Source organism: Nitrosomonas sp. Is79A3 (genome assembly GCF_000219585.1).
Taxonomy (GTDB): domain Bacteria; phylum Pseudomonadota; class Gammaproteobacteria; order Burkholderiales; family Nitrosomonadaceae; genus Nitrosomonas.
Genome location: NC_015731.1, coordinates 1841046 through 1860085, shown reverse-complemented (window position 1 = coordinate 1860085; position 19040 = coordinate 1841046). Strand labels below are relative to the sequence as shown.

14 protein-coding genes and 1 other RNA gene are annotated in these 19040 nt (G+C 49.5%); 7 read left to right on the top strand and 8 right to left on the bottom strand.

The annotated features are described in order from the left end of the window. Nucleotides 1–27 precede the first annotated feature (27 nt). The gene (locus tag NIT79A3_RS08565) at nt 28–552 is read right to left on the bottom strand and encodes a CIA30 family protein (RefSeq protein ID WP_049785361.1); all 525 of its coding nucleotides are present in this window, start codon (nt 550–552) and stop codon (nt 28–30) included. A 266-nt stretch (nt 553–818) separates the two neighbouring features. On the opposite strand from NIT79A3_RS08565, the gene NIT79A3_RS08560 reads away from it, so the two are divergent. From NIT79A3_RS08560 to NIT79A3_RS08550, 3 genes are read left to right on the top strand one after another with little or no spacing between them, the layout of a single operon-like run. Next, nucleotides 819–1757 carry a chromate resistance protein ChrB domain-containing protein gene (locus NIT79A3_RS08560; RefSeq protein ID WP_013965820.1) on the top strand — a complete coding sequence of 313 codons (939 nt, stop codon included), beginning with the start codon at nt 819–821 and terminating at the stop codon, nt 1755–1757. Then, nucleotides 1757–3121, top strand: coding sequence for a chromate efflux transporter (gene chrA, locus NIT79A3_RS08555; RefSeq protein WP_013965819.1), 1365 nt, complete (start codon nt 1757–1759; stop codon nt 3119–3121). The genes NIT79A3_RS08560 and chrA overlap by 1 nt, the downstream gene beginning before the upstream one ends. An 8-nt stretch (nt 3122–3129) precedes the next feature. Beyond that, nucleotides 3130–3582, top strand: coding sequence for a chromate resistance protein ChrB domain-containing protein (locus NIT79A3_RS08550; protein WP_013965818.1), 453 nt, complete (start codon nt 3130–3132; stop codon nt 3580–3582). A 179-nt stretch (nt 3583–3761) separates the two neighbouring features. On the opposite strand, the gene NIT79A3_RS08545 is transcribed toward NIT79A3_RS08550, so the two are convergent. The 3 genes from NIT79A3_RS08545 to umuC all read right to left on the bottom strand — a co-directional run bounded on the left by NIT79A3_RS08545 (nt 3762) and on the right by umuC (nt 7693). Then, complete coding sequence (locus NIT79A3_RS08545) at nt 3762–4778, bottom strand: formylglycine-generating enzyme family protein (protein ID WP_013965817.1); 1017 nt, start codon at nt 4776–4778, stop codon at nt 3762–3764. An 88-nt stretch (nt 4779–4866) separates the two neighbouring features. Beyond that, nucleotides 4867–6231 (bottom strand): NAD-dependent succinate-semialdehyde dehydrogenase, encoded by a 1365-nt coding sequence (locus NIT79A3_RS08540; RefSeq protein ID WP_013965816.1) that lies wholly within the window; start codon nt 6229–6231, stop codon nt 4867–4869. A 64-nt stretch (nt 6232–6295) separates the two neighbouring features. Further along, nucleotides 6296–7693, bottom strand: a complete 1398-nt coding sequence (gene umuC, locus NIT79A3_RS08535) for a translesion error-prone DNA polymerase V subunit UmuC (RefSeq protein WP_013965815.1) — start codon at nt 7691–7693, stop codon at nt 6296–6298. Nucleotides 7694–7823: 130 nt separating this feature from the next. Here umuC and NIT79A3_RS08530 point away from each other — a divergent pair, with 130 nt between their 5' ends. Then, nucleotides 7824–9629 (top strand): hypothetical protein, encoded by a 1806-nt coding sequence (locus NIT79A3_RS08530; RefSeq protein ID WP_013965814.1) that lies wholly within the window; start codon nt 7824–7826, stop codon nt 9627–9629. Between the two features lie 192 nt (nt 9630–9821). Here the strand turns inward: NIT79A3_RS08530 and NIT79A3_RS08525 are convergent, their stop codons facing one another. Together NIT79A3_RS08525 and NIT79A3_RS08520 are read right to left on the bottom strand one after the other, a co-directional pair. Then, entirely contained in the window at nt 9822–11051 is a 1230-nt protein-coding gene (locus NIT79A3_RS08525; protein ID WP_013965812.1) for a hypothetical protein, read from the bottom strand. Nucleotides 11052–11228: 177 nt separating this feature from the next. After that, complete coding sequence (locus tag NIT79A3_RS08520) at nt 11229–12491, bottom strand: hypothetical protein (RefSeq protein WP_013965811.1); 1263 nt, start codon at nt 12489–12491, stop codon at nt 11229–11231. Between the two features lie 426 nt (nt 12492–12917). Here NIT79A3_RS08520 and NIT79A3_RS08515 point away from each other — a divergent pair, with 426 nt between their 5' ends. Then, nucleotides 12918–14357: a mannose-1-phosphate guanylyltransferase/mannose-6-phosphate isomerase gene (locus NIT79A3_RS08515; RefSeq protein WP_013965810.1), complete on the top strand. Its 1440-nt coding sequence runs from the start codon at nt 12918–12920 to the stop codon at nt 14355–14357. Between the two features lie 43 nt (nt 14358–14400). Here NIT79A3_RS08515 and NIT79A3_RS08510 read toward each other — a convergent pair whose 3' ends face one another. After that, nucleotides 14401–15834, bottom strand: coding sequence for a TM0106 family RecB-like putative nuclease (locus tag NIT79A3_RS08510; RefSeq protein ID WP_049785411.1), 1434 nt, complete (start codon nt 15832–15834; stop codon nt 14401–14403). 118 nt (nt 15835–15952) lie between these two features. Next, nucleotides 15953–17080, bottom strand: coding sequence for an HD domain-containing phosphohydrolase (locus tag NIT79A3_RS08505; RefSeq protein WP_041360785.1), 1128 nt, complete (start codon nt 17078–17080; stop codon nt 15953–15955). Nucleotides 17081–17233: 153 nt separating this feature from the next. Here NIT79A3_RS08505 and ffs point away from each other — a divergent pair. Together ffs and dnaX are read left to right on the top strand one after the other, a co-directional pair. Beyond that, an RNA gene (gene ffs / locus NIT79A3_RS18065) (signal recognition particle sRNA small type) lies at nt 17234–17332 on the top strand. 92 nt (nt 17333–17424) lie between these two features. After that, nucleotides 17425–19029 carry a DNA polymerase III subunit gamma/tau gene (dnaX, locus tag NIT79A3_RS08500; protein WP_013965807.1) on the top strand — a complete coding sequence of 535 codons (1605 nt, stop codon included), beginning with the start codon at nt 17425–17427 and terminating at the stop codon, nt 19027–19029. The last annotated feature ends 11 nt before the right edge of the window (nt 19030–19040 follow it).

Here is a 19040-nt window from a genome sequence, read left to right as displayed (position 1 = left end):
ACACGATTGTCGTTAAGACTGTGTTTCTCAATCCACGGCATAAAATCTTATCGATGACACACACATATCCGCCTGGAAATTTCGTCCGATACCGACTAACCCTATGCGTTTGAGTTTGTCTTGATAGAATTTAGTTGTCGTTCTGTAGGCCTCTAAATTTACAAAAGGAACGCGAATTATTTGCCAGTCCGGTGTGGCCTTAAAGCTGAAGCGGTATGATTGCCACGGCAGCCAGAGATCAGTCGTGCGAATATGAATATTGTAGTGTTCGTTATTACCGGAGATACTGAGTTCAATACCGGCATAGGCTGAAGCATCAAGCGACGCATCTTGAGTTAAATCCAATGCTATTTGCACAAAACCGCCATTTCTACCGGTAGAAACATCACCGCGCATGCGCAGGCAGTTCTTGCCTTTATAGTTATCCAGTGTTAGTTCTCCATTGGAAACGCCGCCCATGACCTGATCAGTGACCAGTCGCCATTGCGTGCCCAAACTGGAGCTTAAATTGTCACTGGTTCGGTCATCAATAATGAGATCTTCTGCTAACACGATATGCCACACCCCTAAATTTATCGTAAAGCCTATTAAAAGGTTTATGAGTATAAAGCGAATGTCAGGTAATTGAAAACTCATCGGGCATCACTAATCGAATGGATTTTTTGGAAGTAATTTTCTCGTACTTTACAGAATCCAATTGAACATCTGCAATTTTTTTAGATAACTGAACGCTATATGCCCAACTTCATCTGGAGCAAATAAGAACAAATTCTCCACAATAATTGAGCAGTACTCTACAATAATGTAGAATTCAATTCATGAATTATTGGCTTTCCTTCATCACCAGCCTGCCGACCGAGAATGCAATCCTCAGGCAACGGGCATGGCGCGCGCTAAAGGCATCCGGCGCGGCGGTGCTGCGCGATGGTGTTTACTTGATGCCGGAGCGCGAATCCTGCCGCGCCACGCTTGAACGCCTGCAAATTAACGTGCGTGAAGGCGGCGGCACGGCACTAGTGCTGCGCATGGAAGAACCCGAAGATGCAAACTTTATCGCTTTGTTTGACCGCAGCGCAGATTACGCCGGCTTATTAACTGAAGTGATGCAAACACGCGAATCACTCAGACCGGAATCCGCTCAGGAAGCCATCAAACAAGCACGCAAGCTTCGCAAAGTGTTTGCAGCCATCGCTGAGATCGATTTCTTCCCGAGCGAAGCGCGGCATCAAACTGAGGCCGCATTGAATGATCTTGAAATTGCAACAGCACGTGTGTTGTCCCCGGATGAGCCCCATAACGTTATAGGACAGATTCAGCACTGCAGCATTGCACATTACCAAGGGCGTGTGTGGGCAACGCGGCAACGCCCGTGGGTAGACCGATTGGCCAGCGCTTGGCTGATCCGCCGCTTCATCGACCCATCCGCCCGGATTCTTTGGATCAAGAGCCCTGCCGATTGCCCGCCCGATGCACTGGGCTTCGATTTTGACGGCGCGGCGTTCAGCCATGTTGCCAGCCGCGTCACCTTTGAGGTGCTGCTGGCGAGCTTTGCATTGGAACAAAATGCGCTCGCGCGCCTGGGGCTGATGGTGCATTACCTTGATGTCGGCGGTGTGCAACCGCCCGAAGCGGTTGGCGTGGAAAGTGTGCTCGCCGGGCTGCGTGACACCATCACCGACGATGATCAACTGCTGGCTGCTGTATTTAACGTGTTTGACGGATTGCTGGCAAGTTTTAACAAAGGAGTATCCCCGTAATGAATCAACCCGAACCGCAGACTACCCCCAGTGCGACCCCGCTCCCGCAACCCGTTAGTTTCTGGCAAGCTTTCGTGTTCTGGCTCAAGCTGGGTTTCATCAGCTTTGGCGGCCCTGCCGGACAAATTTCCATCATGCATCAAGAATTGGTCGAGAACCGGCGCTGGATTTCCGAGCGGCGTTTTCTACATGCGCTCAATTACTGCATGATGCTCCCAGGCCCGGAAGCGCAGCAACTCGCCACCTATATCGGCTGGTTGATGCACCGCACCTGGGGCGGAATCGTAGCTGGGGTGCTGTTCGTACTGCCTTCGCTGCTGATTCTGATCGCTCTCTCCTGGGTTTACATTGCCTACGGTGATGTGCCAGTGGTCGCGGGGTTATTCTATGGCATCAAACCTGCCGTCACCGCCATCGTAGTACAGGCAACCCACCGTATCGGTTCGCGTGCACTCAAGAACAATTGGCTATGGGGTATTGCAGCGGCCTCTTTCGTCGCCATTTTTGCGCTCAATGTGCCGTTCCCGGCGATTGTGGCAGTGGCGGCAATGATTGGCTACTTCGGCGGCCGCATCGCGCCGGACAAATTCAAAGCCGGGGGTGGTCACGGAAAGACAAAAACATATTCCAATCCTGCTCTCATCGACGATGACACGCCGACGCCGCTGCATGCCAAGTTCCGCTGGAGCCGGTTGACTCAGGTTGTCCTTGCCGGTGTGCTGTTATGGTTAATACCGATGGGTTTGCTGACTACCTCTTATGGTTGGGACCATACCCTAACACAGATGGGCTGGTTCTTTACCAAAGCGGCCTTGCTGACTTTTGGCGGCGCCTATGCCGTGCTGCCCTATGTCTACCAGGGTGCAGTCGAACACTTTAGCTGGTTGACACCGGTACAGATGATCGATGGCCTGGCACTGGGTGAAACAACGCCGGGGCCGCTTATTATGGTTGTGGCTTTCGTTGGTTTTATCGGTGGTTACGTCAAGGTTCTGTTCGGCCCGGATGCAATGTTTCTTGCCGGCGCCGTGGCGGCGACACTGGTGACCTGGTTCACCTTCCTGCCCTCCTTCATATTTATCCTCGCCGGCGGGCCGCTGGTTGAATCCACGCATGGAGACCTGAAGTTCACCGCACCATTGACCGCCATCACGGCAGCCGTAGTCGGGGTAATTCTGAACCTGGCATTATTCTTTGGCTACTACGTCCTTTGGCCCAAAGGCTTCGAAGGTACTTTCGATTGGGTATCTGCGTTGATCGCACTCGGCGCAGCCGTTGCGCTGTTTCGCTTCAAAGGCAACGTGATTCACGTCATCGCGGCCTGTGCGGTGGTTGGCTTGGTCCTAAAAACCTTAATTTTGTGAGGTGAGTGATGAAATGGATTACCCGTGAACGTCCGAAAATCGACCGCATTGCCTGTCCGTGGCTTATTGCCCGCTTTATTGATCCGCAAGCGGAATTCCTCTATGTGCCGGCGGGAGATGTACTGCGCGTGGCCGAGGACACTGGCGCAATACCCTATGATATTCCCGGCGTAGAACTCAGTCACGTCGGGGAATTGTGTAGTTTTGATGCCTTCCTGACCAAATACAGCCTGGATGACCCGGCTCTCAAACAACTCGCTACTATCGTGCGCGGAGCCGACACCTCACGGCTTGATCTCACGCCGCAATCCGCCGGTTTGTATGCACTGTCGCTTGGTCTGTCACAAAACTTTTCCAATGACCACGAAATGCTCAAACACGGCAGGGTGATGTACGATGCGCTCTATGCATGGTGCCAGCACTGCCAGAGCGAAACACACAATTGGCCACCAAAAATGTAACCGGAACCGTTAAATTAAGGTAATAAGAGCAATCTCTACGTATGGAATCCGTTTGCCCTTCAACACACTCCATGTGAACGGAGCTGGTTTTTGCATCTGTGCAAACTTCGTCCTCCGCGAGGTATTTGTGAAAGCGATTAAAACCGTGTTAACCGTTTTTCTTTGATCCCAACAAGCTGCTAATGTGCTGGCAATTCACGAACCAAACGCATCCCGACCAGCGCGTAGCGCGAATTAGGAGAAATCCAGTTGCGATAGGATGAACGCGCGTACAAAGACCAAGTATGCCAAGAGCCGCCACGCCGTACGCGCACGACACCATCGGGCGGCCCTTGCGGATCGTCAACAGGCGATCTGGCATAATAATCATCCGCATACCAATCAGAAACCCATTCCCAGGCATTGCCATGCATGTCATAAAATCCCCAGGCATTGGGTGCAAAGCTGCCAACAGGCGCGGTGAATGCAAAATTATCATGTCCTGACAGCGTAAATTCCGCCCAGCGTGGCCAGTATGCTTTGGCATCTGCATCGAAAATATTGGCGATTGTCAGCAAGGATTCTGGATCGTCGTCGTTTGCATAGCGTGTGCGTGAACCGGCACGGCAGGCATATTCCCATTCCGCCTCAGTTGGCAGGCGGTACTTAACGCCCTCTTTTTCACTAAGCCATCTCGCCATCGCCACCGCATCGTTCCATGTCACGTTCAAAACCGGATGATCGTCTCCCTGAACAAAGCCCGGATTATGCCAGGAGTATTTCGGATCACGCCCTTCGAAGGCATCGCCGCTAACGGACTTTACCGCATCATAATCTATGTTGTATCCGTAAGCTCCCGTCCCATCTGCCACTGATTCCGGAATATAGCTGGAAGCTTCTAAAAATTTGCGGAACTGGCCGACACTGACTTCAAACTGGCCAAGGTAGAAAGGTTGTGTGATGCGCACGCGATGCACTGGCGCTTCGTCTCCCAGCTCCTCAGCACGGCGGCGCTCGTACTGCGGATAGGCTTTTGACAACACATCCGGCGACTCATCGCTCCCCATCACGAACTCACCGGCAGGCACCAGTACGAACTTCATGCCCAGTGTATTCTCGATTGCAGCGGGTGTAGCACCATGATCGGCTGCAAAGATTGATGCAGATAGCAATACGGAAACGATAAAGCTTAGTGTTACAGCCAACAGATGTCGCATAACCGTCTCCGTTCTATAAGATTAGTGTCCATCTTTCGGTTATATCCGGGTAGATCACCTTAATAGCCAATTCAGGTTTCACCCATTGCTACTTGATCCACACCGTTTTGATATTCATGAATTCACGGATACCGTGATAAGACAGCTCCCGTCCATACCCGGAATCTTTAATCCCACCGAACGGTAAGCGCGGATCGCTTTTGACGATGCCATTGACAAAGACGCAGCCCGCATGAATTTTCCGCGCCAGCGCTTCACCCCGCGCCGCGTTAGATGTCCACACACTGCCGCCTAAACCGAAATCTGTCTGATTGGCCAATTGGATGGCTTCTTCGATATTTTTTACCCGCACTATCGCAGCCACCGGGCCGAACAATTCCTCATCAAACGCCGGCATGCCCGGTTGCACATGATCCAAGATTGCCGGCGCGTAATACGCGCCTTGTGTGCCGGTAAAAGTGCCGCCGGTCACGAGCTTTGCACCCGCTGCCAGGCTCCTTTCCACCTGGTCGTGCAGCGTGGCGCGCAAATCGGCGCGCGCCATCGGCGCAATGCTGGTGGCATCGTTTTTCGGGTCGCCGCTCCGCAATTGGCTGACCAGTGCCTTAAATTGCTCAACAAATGAATCGGCGATAGTATCCACAAGAATGAAACGTTTGGCTGCAATACAGCTCTGCCCCATATTCTGGAAACGCGCCACGAGCGCTTGCTGCGCGGTGAATGCGATATCGGCATCGTCGAGTACGATAAAGGGGTCCGACCCGCCGAGCTCGAGTACGCATTTTTTAAGATGTTGACCGGCAGCCGCCGCGACTTTCCGTCCTGCCGCACTGCTGCCGGTCAAGGTGACCGCCGCAATACGTTTATCGGCGACCACTGCTTCCGCTTGTTCGGCGCTGATCATCAGGGTGCGGAATGTATAAGCAGGAAATCCGGCTTGCCGGAATGCCTCTTCCAGCGCAAGGGCACAACGGGGAACATTTGATGCATGCTTTAACACCACCGCATTGCCTGCCATCATCGCCGGTGCTGCCGCGCGTATTAATTGCCAAAAAGGAAAATTCCACGGCATGATGCACAATACGGTGCCCAAAGGCTGATAAATAACCATGCTACGACTGGCATCGGAAGTAATCACTTCATCGTTTAAATACGATTGCGCATGATCGGCGTAGTACTGACAACCCATCGCGCATTTTTCTATCTCCGCCCTGGCCTCTTTGAGTAATTTTCCAATCTCTTCCGTGATCAGATTGGCATACTCCTCGCCACGCTGCCGGAATATCTTCGCAAGATTCCGCATACAGTTCGCCCGCTGCGCAAAACTGAGCGCCGCCCAATCAGTCTGCGCGGACGCCACCTGACTTAATGTCGCATCGATTTCGGCGCTTTGCCAGGTTGGAAAAGATTGTATGGTTTGGCCTGTGGCCGGGTTGATCGATAACATCGGCATAGGGAAAATCCTCAAGTTAATAATTTATATACGCAGTTATACCAGCAAAGTGGATTTGCTCTGTTTATTTCGTGACGCAAATCAATTCATCCCATCGCGTGGTGTAACTTGGGCTCCGGTTTCCTCGCTTCATCTTCCAGGGTTGCCGGAAGCCTTCGGATGCCAGTTTCAACGTGCTTTTACCCATTCTGGCGTTGATTTGATCGATCACAGCCATCAATTGACTGGATTTGCTCTCTATTACTACCGAACCAAACAAATCAGCTTGCCGGTGATTTGCAAAAACCAGCTCGGATAGCATCACGCCTGCTTTCTGATAGCGATAGCCGCTGCGATAAATTTTGCATAATCCCCACAAAGCAACCTTGGTTAGCCGCATCGTATCATCGGTTGGCGTAGGGAGCGGAATGGTCAGGCCATTTGCATAATACCGGTCTTTCTCGTTGAATGGGCTGGTACGGATAGTAATGTACACGGAACCGGCATACGCGTGTTGCCGGCGTAGTTTTTCTGCCGCACGGCTGATATAGAGCGAAACAGATTCTTCCAGACTGGCCAAATCTGAAACAGGAATTCCAAACGACCGTGAACTGACGATTTGTTTTTTGGCAGGAGAAATTTCTTCCAGCTCAATACACGGCATACCGTTAATTTCACGAATAATTTTCTCCATCACAACCGAAAAACTGGAACGCATATCGGATGGCGAGGCGCGCTTCAGGTCCAGCACAGTTTTGATTCCTCTGTCATGCAGTTTGGGCGCAAGCCGTCTGCCAATACCCCATATTTCTCCGGCCGCAATTTGGCTGAACCAATCCTCTTGCTGTTGCGGCAGCAGACTATTTAGATCGCACACACCATTCCATTCAGAATTCTTCTTGGCGATATGGTTGGCCAACTTAGCCAGCGTCTTGGTTGATCCTATCCCAATACAAACCGGCAACCCTGTCCATTGTTTGACCCGCTGGCGAATCTGCTGGCCGTACAACGTCAGGTTCCGCGTTTTAAATCCGCTGAGATCAAGAAAGCATTCATCAATCGAATAAATTTCTTGTTGCGGACTGAACGCTGACAATAGGCTCATCACGCGATTGCTCATGTCGGCATACAGCGCATAGTTGGATGAATGCGCGACAATTCCGTGTTCTTTGGCCAAATCCTTTAACTGGAACCACGGCTGCCCCATTTTCACCCCCAATGCTTTCACCTCATTACTCCGGGCAACCGCACAGCCGTCATTGTTGGAAAGCACGACAACCGGCCTGCCTTCCAACTGCGGATTGAACACCCGCTCGCAACTCACATAGAAGTTGTTGCAATCAACAAGTGCAATGGCGCGGGTCACTTGAATTTGCGCATGGAATCGGTAATCACACCCATAGGTCTGCCCGCATTTTCCCGTTTCCCGCCGCGATTTATCATACTCATACTGTGGATAATACTCAAATTGATAATTGTACATTATTCAAACATGATGCACTGGCTACTGTCAAATAGATTGATAAAGGTGATTGAAATTGCGCGACAGGAAGTACAATCTATTGTGAGATTTCTATTTCTATCTTTCTAGAAAAACCATTGAAGGAGCGTTGATGCGTTCTTACCGATTAGGCTATTTTCCGGGTTTACTGACCCAGTCCGCGAATTATTTCATTGTTTTCTTGCTGGCATGGGTCAGCATTTCGGCGGCCCATGCTAAGGACACGGCATGCGAAGCAACCGGTGCGACACGCATTTGGGTCTCCCCCCTCAGTCCTAAGATCGGTGACCCGGTCAAGATTATGGCCGTGTCCACGGATGGCCCAGTATCCGAATTGACCCTGATCGACAACCAAGGCCAGCGCATACCGTTGCAGTCCCGTCGCCGCGGCGGCCCGCCTTGGAGTCTGATCGCCGGATTGGAAAGACTTAACGAGGGACAATATCGCATAGAAGCAAACCGGGATGGCAAGCTTACTGCTTGCCAGCAACTCACTATTGGCGGGCCAGGACCACAGGAAAGACCGCAAATATGGAATCTTGCCGCCGAAGCCTTTTATTCCGCCTGGATAGAAGCCTTATTTGGCGCACCGCCCGAGGAAAACCTCAGCTTTAATTCCCTGGAACCGGTGCTGCGCAATACCGAGCGCAACTTTCTGCACAACTATCATGGTCTCAACGAAGATAATAACTTGCCGCTAACCCCCGATTGCGCCGATCTGCCCTACACCTTGCGGGCTTATTTTGCCTGGAAAACCGGTCTGCCAATTGCCTTCCGCCCCTGCGGGCGTGGTTCGGCCAAAGCGCCGCCGTATTGCGGCGCGCCCACCATCATGACCGAATTTACCCGTGGCATAAGTTCGCAGGCCGATTTCAAGAAATTCAGCAGACGCTTGGCAGATACTGTTCATTCCGGCTCTGCGCGCACCGGGCTTGCCGATGAATCCACCGACCTGTATCCGATTCCGCTCAGCCGCGAGACACTGTGGCCGGGAGCGGTTTATGCCGACCCCTACGGGCATATTTTGGTACTGGTTGAATGGGTGCCGCAAACAGCCGATCGCCCTGGCATGCTGCTGGCTGTCGATGCGCAACCGGACAATTCAGTCGCTCGCAAACGAATCTGGGAAGGCACCTTGCTGTTCGCCAACACCGGAAACGCCGGGCCGGGTTTCAAGACTTTCCGGCCTTTGATCCCTACAACCTCGGGCAAATGGCGGGTACTTTCTAATGACGAGTTAATCGATCACCCCGAATTCACTGCCTTTTCGTTGGAGCAAGATTACCTCACACCCGATGATTTCTACGCCACGCTGGCCAAGCTCATCAACCCTGGCGGCCTTGATCCTGTACAAGTTTACGAAGCTACGCTGGCTGCCTTGATCGAACAAATCGAGACGCGCGTAAATTCCGTGGCCAATGGCGAGGCATATTTCCGAAAAAACCCGCGTAGCGTCATCCCGATGCCCAGCGGTGCTGCGATTTTTCAGACCCTCGGCCCCTGGGAGGATTACTCCACCCCTTCCCGCGACATGCGCCTGATTATCGCGATCAATGTACTGAACGATTTGCCTGAGAAAATCGTGCGCCATCCCGAGTTGTTTGTACTGAATGGCAAGAACCCCGACGAAGCCAAGGCTGAGATCGAGCAATACCACGCAAAGCGAATCCAGGAACGCAACATCCGCTACACGCGCACGGACGGCAGCCCTTGGGAGCTTTCCGTGGCCGAGGTGCTAGCACGCAAACCGGCCTATGAAATGGCTTATAACCCGAACGACTGCGCCGAAATACGCTGGGGCGCGAAGCCGGATACAGAGGAATATGCCACCTGCCGCCGCCACGCACCAGCGGAACAGCGCGCGAAAATGGAACAATACCGGGTTTGGTTTCGTGAAGTGCGAAGACCGGTGCAATGAAATCAAACACATCCGGAAGAGCCGGTGGTATTTGACTTCATTGGATCGAAGAATTCCGTAATTGTTGCCATGCTTGATATTGCAGTTGTCACCATTTCTGATGCCAAAAGTAAAGACTCATCCAACGCTTGGAGCGTAGCGGAAAGCAGTCGGCAGGATCGCAATGTGAGCGTTGTGCGTTGTGCGTTGTGCCTAGTCCAAGAATCTAACGGATTTCAATACTTGATTGAAGAGGGCGCTAGACTCGTTGAAGTCCTGCGCGTCATCCCAGAAGTCAAATGTGTAAATTCTCTTTAGTGGTTCGTTGTAACAAATCACGCGCATCCTAACCACTTGCTGGAATACCAGTCGTGGTTCTTCCGTTTCACTCTTGGGAGACATAGATGTTTTGCCTTCTGCATCATTTGGTTCCTGCGCAATGAGTTCATCGGAAGGCTTCGAGATCGCGTGGATTCCGATTTGCTCCTCAGTCTTATCATCTCTACTTACACCCAGAAAAAGCTTGTTGGAGCGCAGTCCGTGTACCTCCGGATTCTCCCACTCTATTTCTACTTGGTTTCGATAGGCAATATCCTCTTTCAGCACGGTGACGACCGCTGTTTTGCCGTCTTGGCTCACGTTGGCTTGAGCCTGTCGAGTACCAACATAGCATACGCCCCCCTTACGGAGTGCGTATCCCGTAAGGGTTACCGAGGTTGACATACTCGCACTCACACTCTCAGGGGATGTGCCAAAGAGAATGCCTGCAGCCTCATCTTTGTGAATCAGAGACCAATTTCTCTCAACGTTTCCAGTAACTGGCGAACGCTTCCATTCGATTCGTACGAATTGTCGTACAATTATCTTCAGACTTTCTTTGACTCCGGCAAGTTCGGCACCTATGGGTACCATCTCAGTCGTAAAGGAGCCGACAAAACCTACCGCATCCTCCAAGTCTTTCAGTTGCCTATCGACCCACGCTGCCCGGCTTGACTTGGGATCGATCGGCTCGAAGAAACAGCGGAATGTAGGAACGAACGTGTCACCATCCTTCATTTTTTGCTCGGATAGCTCGAGATCGAAGATCAAACCACCCTTCGGTTGCCATTCTTCCGGTCTTGCGAGAACAATTCGTTGTCTTTCGTCCACCTCAATAGTAAAGCCCTCAGGTTTTGGAGCGCCCCTAATCAACTTGTGCTCGAGTTCTACGGTGCGATCGCGCAGCTGTTCAAGTTCTCTGCTTGATCCTCGCACCTGCAAATACACTGAAGTTAGTACTCCCCAAGAAACGAGCGCCCCAGCAATGGCTCCACTGAACGAATACTTCTCCAACTGGCCGCTTGCCTCGGAGCTTAGGATTCCAAAAGAGACATACGCAGTTACTAACCCACCGGCTACGATTAGCAGCCATACGATGAGCTCAAAGATCCTCTCCGGTTTCATTGATCATCTCCATATATCTAACGGTTCATTTTTGAAATGGGTCGATCTGACACGCCCAACGTAATATATAAGACACCCGATGTCTTATAAAAACTGCAAATTGTCTTATGATCATAACAAACTCAAATTATCCTGCTATTAATTATCGGTTTACTATAAGCAAGCACGGATAATCAATCACTGCTCCCTGAGCTTGATTTCAATTTTAGGTGTCCGGTGCTGCTCTGGCGACGGCAGGCGGTTGAGTCCTAATACTGTGATGCGGTGCGCGGCATTGAAGCTGGGTGCGCCATCTTGGTCGCGCAGGATGGACGATACTTGATATTCCAGGCTGTTGGCTTCCGGATTGAAGTGGATGTCATGGATCCAGATGCCTGCCCGTTGCACTTGCTGATGCTCGCATTCGTAGGAGAGGTCCCAGCCGGTCAGCATCGGCACGGCATAGTCGTAGGGTAAATCATTGATGCGGAATGTCTGGGTGCGGACAATGCCGTCGGTGTTTTTGCGGCAGGTAGCGGTTTTTCCGGCGCGAGGATTCAGTGCCAAGAAGTCTGCGCGCAGTTTGACGCTGCTGCCGCGAATCTGGGCGGCGCGTGTTTTAATGCGGTGCGTGCGCGTATCGTTATCTTTGAAAATGGTTTGAGTGACCCAGTGCGGGCTGCCGTCGCGGTTAGGCGAAGCGCCGGTTTGAGACAGACTGTAGGCAGCTTGCAGCAAACGATAGTCGGCACGATCCGCCCATTTACAGGGGGGGAAACGTAATTCGCATTCGAAGGTGTCATCAAACTGAAAATCAAATCCGCGCGGAATAATCGCAATCACATCATTACCTTTCAGCGTGCCTTTGCTTCCCAAGTTTTCCACAGTGGCCACTGCGCCTTGCGCTTTATTCTGTAGCGCTGATGCTTCAATCCCGTTGTAATCCCATTCAATCGCGGCATCAAACCAAACCGAGCGATAGCCGAATCCGCTATAAAATACACAGAACTCGTACGCACCGGCACGATTCTGGTCATCCAGTTTGCCTTGTACTTCAAACACCAGGAAGGAAGAACCGGCGCTTTTAACCAGCTTGCTGTGGATGATGTCGGCTTTCATCGAGTTCACTTCGCGATCTTTCTGCAGATAGCGCAGATCCCAGCCATTCAGCACGACGGTCGCACTATCCACGTAGCCGGGCATTTCGATCCATTGCAGCACGGTTGCCGCCTCTGCGCCATTGTCCCGCTGCATGCATTTGCTTCCTTCGATCAGGATGAATTTTCCTTCATCCTCAAAAACCGTTTTTCCTTCCGATTTGAAAGATAGCTGCTCAAAAGGTGTCAGAATCTTGGCCTTATCGGGCGAATCCGGCGTTTTCTTTTCTGGTGTTTTGGTTGCACAGGCAGAAAACGCGAATAGTATAAATAGCGCAAGAAGCATGTACAGATGGCGAATCATTCGTACTCCCCAAAGATTTGAGCCCTTCGACGGACTCAGGACGGACGATAATATACTAATTACGTCCATGGTGAGCTAGTCGAACCACGAGTGTAATCAACTTAATCAGAATTTTCTTAAAGATTTAACCTGGATTCTCTATTAGGAAACTACTCTAATGGAAGCAATTATAATAAGTTACTAGAAATAATAGCATTTTTGCAGCGGAGTAGTTTTATTACGGAGCCTATCCACTTCGGTCAGAACTGCAGTATCAACGTAAATAACAAAAACATCCAGCATGATTAATGAACACTGCTATGCCAGTCTTTTTGCCGCCCATTTGACAATCGGACAGATGCCTTGCAGTATTGGCGATGTCAAGCTCAGAGTGCAAGAATCGTCTTACCACGCACGTCTCGTAACAAATAAGGATACTTTAAGCAAATGAACGTAAACATTCACCCCATCATCCTTTCCGGTGGAAGCGGCACGCGATTATGGCCCCTTTCACGCGCCAACTATCCTAAACAATTGTTACCGCTCGTCGCAAAAGAAACCATGCTGCAGGCCACACTCGTCCGGGCAACTGCACTATCGAATTCGCAGGCTCCTATTATTGTGTGTAATTTTGAACATCGTTTTCTGATCCAGGAACAATGTGAAGCGATAAAAATCAAGCCGGAAGCGATTTATCTTGAGTCGGCCGGACGCAATACCGCGCCAGCGATCGCGCTTGCTGCATTTCATCTGGCACAGATCGATGAAAACGCTTTGATGATCGTTTTACCAGCCGATCATGTCATAGACGATCAGGTTGCTTTTGCACAGGCGGTGGAAACAGCAAAAATGGCTGCCCAGGAAGGTTATTTGGTGACTTTTGGTGTCGTGCCATCTGCACCGGAAACAGGCTATGGTTATATCAAGGCCGGTGCAGCGCTTTCGTTTGCCACACCGATTGCACTGACTGCTTATCAAGTTCAATCTTTTTTTGAAAAACCTAACCGGGAAACCGCTGCCGCTTATTTGCAGGAAGGCGGCTATACCTGGAATAGCGGCATGTTCGTTTTTACTGCCGGAAATTATCTGCAAGAATTGCAACGGCATCGACCGGACATCTTTGATGCTGTCCAGAAAGCTTGGCAAGAAAAAACAACGGATCTTGGCTTTATCCTTCCGGGTAAGGAAGCATTTGCAGCTTCTCCATCGGATTCGATTGATTATGCGATCATGCAGGTAACCGATCGTGCCGCCGTGGTACCCGCACAATTCGGCTGGAGCGATGTCGGATCCTGGGATTCCCTATGGCAGATTGCGCCCAAGGACGGCAATGGCAACGTCACCAGCGGTGATACGCTCGTTTTCGATACCCAAAAAAGCTATATTCGTGCGGAAAATCGCCTAGTCGCCGTAATCGGACTCGACGATATCATTGTTGTTGAAACCGCCGACGCCGTGCTGGTAATGCACAAAAGCAAGGCACAACATCTCAAGACTGCACTACAACAACTCGAATCCAATCAGCGCAAGGAACATCTCGAACATCTGCGAGTTCACCGCCCATGGGGCTGGTATGAGGGAATCGACAAGGGGGAACGGTTTCAAGTCAAGCGAATCATGGTGAAACCGGGAGAAAGGCTGTCACTTCAAATGCATCACCATAGAGCGGAACATTGGGTAGTCGTCAGCGGTACCGCCAAAGTCACTGTAGAAAATCAAGAAACCTTATTTACAGAAAACCAATCGACATACATCCCGCTCGGCAAATCGCATCGTCTCGAGAATCCCGGGAAGATTCCTTTACATCTCATAGAAGTTCAGTCAGGAACCTATCTTGGCGAAGACGATATCGTAAGATTTGAGGATTCTTACGGACGTATTATTTAATCTGAAAAATCCATCCCTGAATATGGAATGTCCGCTGATACATTCAACAAAATAACTTTCTAATCCATACTTCCAGTCTTCGGGTGGCTGTGACGTCATCACGGTTATAATTCAGTATCTCCGCCTTGAGTTTTTGCTTCTCGGTTAAGTTCGATTCCGAGCGGAAGCGATTGAATTGCACAACTGACCATTGCGATCCGGATTCTTCATTTTCCCATTGAAAATTAACCAGGTCCGGATGTTTGCAGATGTCCTTAAGACCATACCCCTGTAGCGGCAGCACCAAACAATCCAGAACAGGATTTTGCATATCAAACAACGGGCTATTATCACCGAGCAGCCATGTCACAGTAGTATGATTTTCCATCGCATAGCGTTCGGCATATTTCCTGATAGTGGCTTTTTCGTGATTGGAATAATGTGCTAATACCAATGGTGAATAGCGTACACGATATTCTTCAATTTTCTGCAAGAAACCGAGCCAGCCTTCGTAATCGCCGGTTTCATCATCGGTCCACACATACTCAAAGCTCTCTCGGGTATATGCAGGTACCAAAAACCCCCAAAGATAAACATGACGCTCCCGGTTTGGCGTTAAAGGATTATCTTCAATATCGAAATGAATCCAGGTGCCCTCCGGCAAAATGGCTTTAACCAACTGAAATACTTTACCGCTTAGAAATGAGCCGGCTTGCAGAATGGCGCGGTGCTTTCTTTTATTACCTTTGAGATAGGGCACATCCGGGATGGATTCAGCTGTACTCATGGCAAGCTGTGAAATTGTTGAAATACCCGCTTCCGCCAGATGCTTCGCAGCTTTACCGTGAATTCCATAAAGTAACGAGATATCTTCTTGCGCTTCAAAATCCGGACGGCAATGGGCCTCATACGGACAAATACGACATTTGCTATGGCTATAACGAACGGTTGGCTGTTGCGGAAGATCAAGCAACGCTCGCATTCCGGTTATAAACTCATCGACCACGGGATTAACCTCATCACCAAGCAATCCAGTGCGTCCATCTCCGAGGAAAACCATGGCGGGCAATTCATTTCTCAGTAACCGGCGGTAGATGCCCAGTTGGATCTGAATCGCCTTTTTATTTTCACTGAGTGAAAGCTTGGCATCAGCAGGTTGATATTGACCGCTTTCGTGACGAATCAGAAAATCGGGATAACCCACCAAACCTTGCTGTTCATCCATCAGCCGCCCTTGGTAGATAACCGGTGCGCCTTGTTGCATCAAAACTTGGGTATGATCAAAGGAAATTGCTTGAATCACTGGAAACTGATTTTCCAGTCTGGCCAGCATGGCGGCTTCATGTTCTAGTCCAAGATCACTGAGTAACTGATTAAATGCATCAGGCTCATAGGCTGCGGGTTGATGTTTATCCAGCCATGCACGCCGGATGCATGCAATCCACGCGGTGGCATCACTGGGTTTGATCAGAGTTTGGGTAGATTGGTTGGCAATCATGGCTTTATTTAAAAGCCTCAAAATAAAACTGCCTATTTTAGCGGATTTAATTGATGCGCATTCACCGGATATTTGAAAAGGCAAACTCCATACCGCGCATGCAACCGGTTAGATACTATTAACCATAGATATTTTCTTTGAATTGCTGCTGAATCAATTCAACTTTCTGTTGATTCTCAATCAAAGCATTCACGCAGTCACTATCCAGTTTCTCACCGGCAAGCTGTTTGAGCATATCGAATGCTTTTTCATTGCCCCATGCCTCCTTGTAGGGACGGCGGGAAGTAAGCGCGTCAAATACATCGGCTACCGCAACAATGCGTGCTTCAAGCGGAATTTCACCCTTGATCTTTCCGGCCGGATAACCGCTGCCGTTAATAGCTTCATGATGATATTCGGCGATATTTCGCAAAATATCAATGTTATCGAGATTGCCAAAACCAAAATTTGCGACAATATCATCAATCATTCTTCTGCCTTTATATGCGTGCGTATTCATGATTGTTCGCTCTTCCGCATTCAACGGTCCTGGCTTTAACAAGATACTATCCGGTATCGAAATCTTTCCAATATCGTGAAGTGGTGAGAACATAAAAATATGTTCAATATAAGCATCATTCAGATCATACTGATCGGCAAGTGATTCGGCGATGATGCGGCTATAGCGTGACATACGATCCAAATGACTGCCCGTCTCAGGATCGCGCAAATGGGTAATACCACTGGTTGTTTTCAACGCCGCACTCATGACTTTTAACGTGGAAAGTTCGTTCACGATCATCAATGAGATCAAATGTCCGTAAATATCGAGGATGCTTAAAACATTCTCTGTAAATACATCGCTTTCATTTGAATTGAAGAACAAAAATCCGACAAACTCACCGTTATGAAAAACTGGCATGGTATAGCTCGCTGCATAGCCTTGGCGGCCTATCCTTCGCGTGTGCTCATGCGTACCATTTTCAAAAGTAACTAAATTATTGACAACCCGCGGCAGTCCTTTAGCCAAAATCTCCTTTAATGATGGTGCATTAACCAAGGGGGCTTGATAATGAACCAATGGCTTGTCTTCTCCACTACTATCCATATAAGTTTTCAGTATGCGTGTTTTGGTATCGTACAGTGCGATAGCAATACGTGAAATAAAAGGAAATTTATCCTGAACAGAATGGTGTGCGCTGACAATCTTATCTCTTAACGGCAATGGCTTATTCAGATCATCAAGCAGGTCATAATGATGAAACATAATTCCAATCTCAAGAGCGAAAAATAACATAACGGCCACGCCGGATTTAAATTTGAATTTATTTCATTTCTCAGATAAATGCTGCTTATTCAGCAATCGAATTGGAGTAATCGATCATCTGCTGGTATACTGCGGCACTTTGATAGGTTTTATGGCGGGCCTCCCCGCATTGCAAGATGGTGAATCTGGTCAGGTCCGGAAGGAAGCAGCCACAGCCGTTTATTGCGAGTGCCGGGGGTCTGGCTCGCCACCCAACACAGGCTTTAGGAATCTATTTTTCTATCTTTACGGACAATTTATTGGTTTAATAGGTCTAATCCGCTTTTCCAATTCAATCAAAAAACGTGTCTCAAACACAAGTCCTTGCGCGTAAGTGGCGCCCTAGAAATTTCTCAGAATTAACCGGACAAGAGCATGTGGTCAAAGCGCTGACCAACGCGCTTGAGCAAAACAGATTGCACCATGCTTATTTGCTGACCGGCACGCGCGGCGTCGGCAAAACAACCATCGCCCGTATTCTGGCCAAGTCGCTCAACTGTGAAGCGGGCGTAACCGCAGCCCCGTGCGGCACTTGCCCGGCATGCCTGCAAATTGATTCTGGCAGTTTTATTGACCTGATAGAGCTGGACGCGGCATCCAACACGCAAGTGGATAATATGCGTGAATTGCTGGAAAATACACTGTATGCCCCTACCAGCGCGCGCTACAAGATTTATATCATTGATGAAGTCCATATGCTTTCCAAATCAGCCTTCAACGCCATGTTGAAGACTTTGGAAGAGCCGCCTGCGCATGTCAAATTTGTATTGGCTACAACCGATCCGCAAAAAATACCGATCACAGTTTTATCGCGTTGTTTACAATTCAATCTGAAACAAATTCCGCAGACACAAATTGCCGGCCACCTCAATAAAATTTTGGCACAAGAAAAAATCCAGTGCGACACGCCATCGCTGCAGTTAATTGCCCGTGCTGCTCAAGGTAGCATGCGCGATGCATTAAGTCTGCTGGATCAGGCTATTGCTTTCGGCGAGGGGTGTGTTGCAGAAGCCGGTGTCCGTGATATGCTGGGTAGCATTGATCAAGGCTATCTTTTTGATCTGCTGGAAGCTCTGGCGCAGAGGAATGGTTTAAAATTATTGGCATTGGCCGATGAAATGGAAGCACAGTGCCTTTCGTTTGATTCAGTCTTGCAGGATTTGGCAGCTTTATTGCATCGCCTCGCGCTGGCACAAACCGTTCCGCAAGCGATCAATGAGGATACGCCAGAATACGCGCGTATTTTTTCATTGGCAAAAACTTTTTCGCCCGATGACATTCAGTTGTTTTATCAGATTGCATTGCACGGACGCAGTGATCTGGGACTGGCACCGGATGAATATGCCGGTTTTACTATGACGCTGATGCGCATGTTGACTTTCATGCCGGAGGATCTTTCAGCAAATAATCAACCGCCGCAAGTTTCATCAATGCTTACCAAGCCATTCAATGAAGCGGATACTTCACAGCAAGCAGAGCCTGAGCAGAAGGTGCAGCCCTCCCCTGACAGTATCCGTGTTGATTTATCCGGTCTGGATTGGCCGAAATTGACGCAGCAATTAAAGCTGACTGGAATGGCTAAAATGCTGGCGCAGCATAGCGAAGCCAAAGTTCTATCAGCAGAAAACATAGAATTGTATCTACCAGATGTGCATAAGCACCTGCTGGAAAAGAAATATCAGGATAAAATCCAGACAGAATTAAATAGTTATTTTGGTAAACCTGTCGTGCTTAATTTTATTGTTGGCAGCCTCACGGGGTTAACACCCGTGGCACTACAACAACGTGAAGAAGAAGAAAAACAGGAACAAGCCATTGCAGCCATTGAGAAAGATCCGATTGTGCAAGAACTGATTGAACAGTTTGATGCAAAATTAATCGTTCCTTCAATTAAATCGATTCAGAAATAAAGGAGGTAGTA

Excerpts from the sequence above, each read along its gene's own strand:
- NIT79A3_RS08560 (WP_013965820.1), top strand. The coding sequence starts at position 819 with ATGAATTATTGGCTTTCCTTCATCACCAGCCTGCCGACCGAGAATGCA.
- chrA (WP_013965819.1), top strand. The coding sequence starts at position 1,757 with ATGAATCAACCCGAACCGCAGACTACCCCCAGTGCGACCCCGCTCCCG.
- NIT79A3_RS08550 (WP_013965818.1), top strand. The coding sequence starts at position 3,130 with ATGAAATGGATTACCCGTGAACGTCCGAAAATCGACCGCATTGCCTGT.
- NIT79A3_RS08545 (WP_013965817.1), bottom strand. The coding sequence starts at position 4,778 with ATGCGACATCTGTTGGCTGTAACACTAAGCTTTATCGTTTCCGTATTG.
- NIT79A3_RS08540 (WP_013965816.1), bottom strand. The coding sequence starts at position 6,231 with ATGCCGATGTTATCGATCAACCCGGCCACAGGCCAAACCATACAATCT.
- umuC (WP_013965815.1), bottom strand. The coding sequence starts at position 7,693 with ATGTACAATTATCAATTTGAGTATTATCCACAGTATGAGTATGATAAA.
- NIT79A3_RS08530 (WP_013965814.1), top strand. The coding sequence starts at position 7,824 with ATGCGTTCTTACCGATTAGGCTATTTTCCGGGTTTACTGACCCAGTCC.
- NIT79A3_RS08525 (WP_013965812.1), bottom strand. The coding sequence starts at position 11,051 with ATGAAACCGGAGAGGATCTTTGAGCTCATCGTATGGCTGCTAATCGTA.
- NIT79A3_RS08520 (WP_013965811.1), bottom strand. The coding sequence starts at position 12,491 with ATGATTCGCCATCTGTACATGCTTCTTGCGCTATTTATACTATTCGCG.
- NIT79A3_RS08515 (WP_013965810.1), top strand. The coding sequence starts at position 12,918 with ATGAACGTAAACATTCACCCCATCATCCTTTCCGGTGGAAGCGGCACG.
- NIT79A3_RS08510 (WP_049785411.1), bottom strand. The coding sequence starts at position 15,834 with ATGATTGCCAACCAATCTACCCAAACTCTGATCAAACCCAGTGATGCC.
- NIT79A3_RS08505 (WP_041360785.1), bottom strand. The coding sequence starts at position 17,080 with ATGTTTCATCATTATGACCTGCTTGATGATCTGAATAAGCCATTGCCG.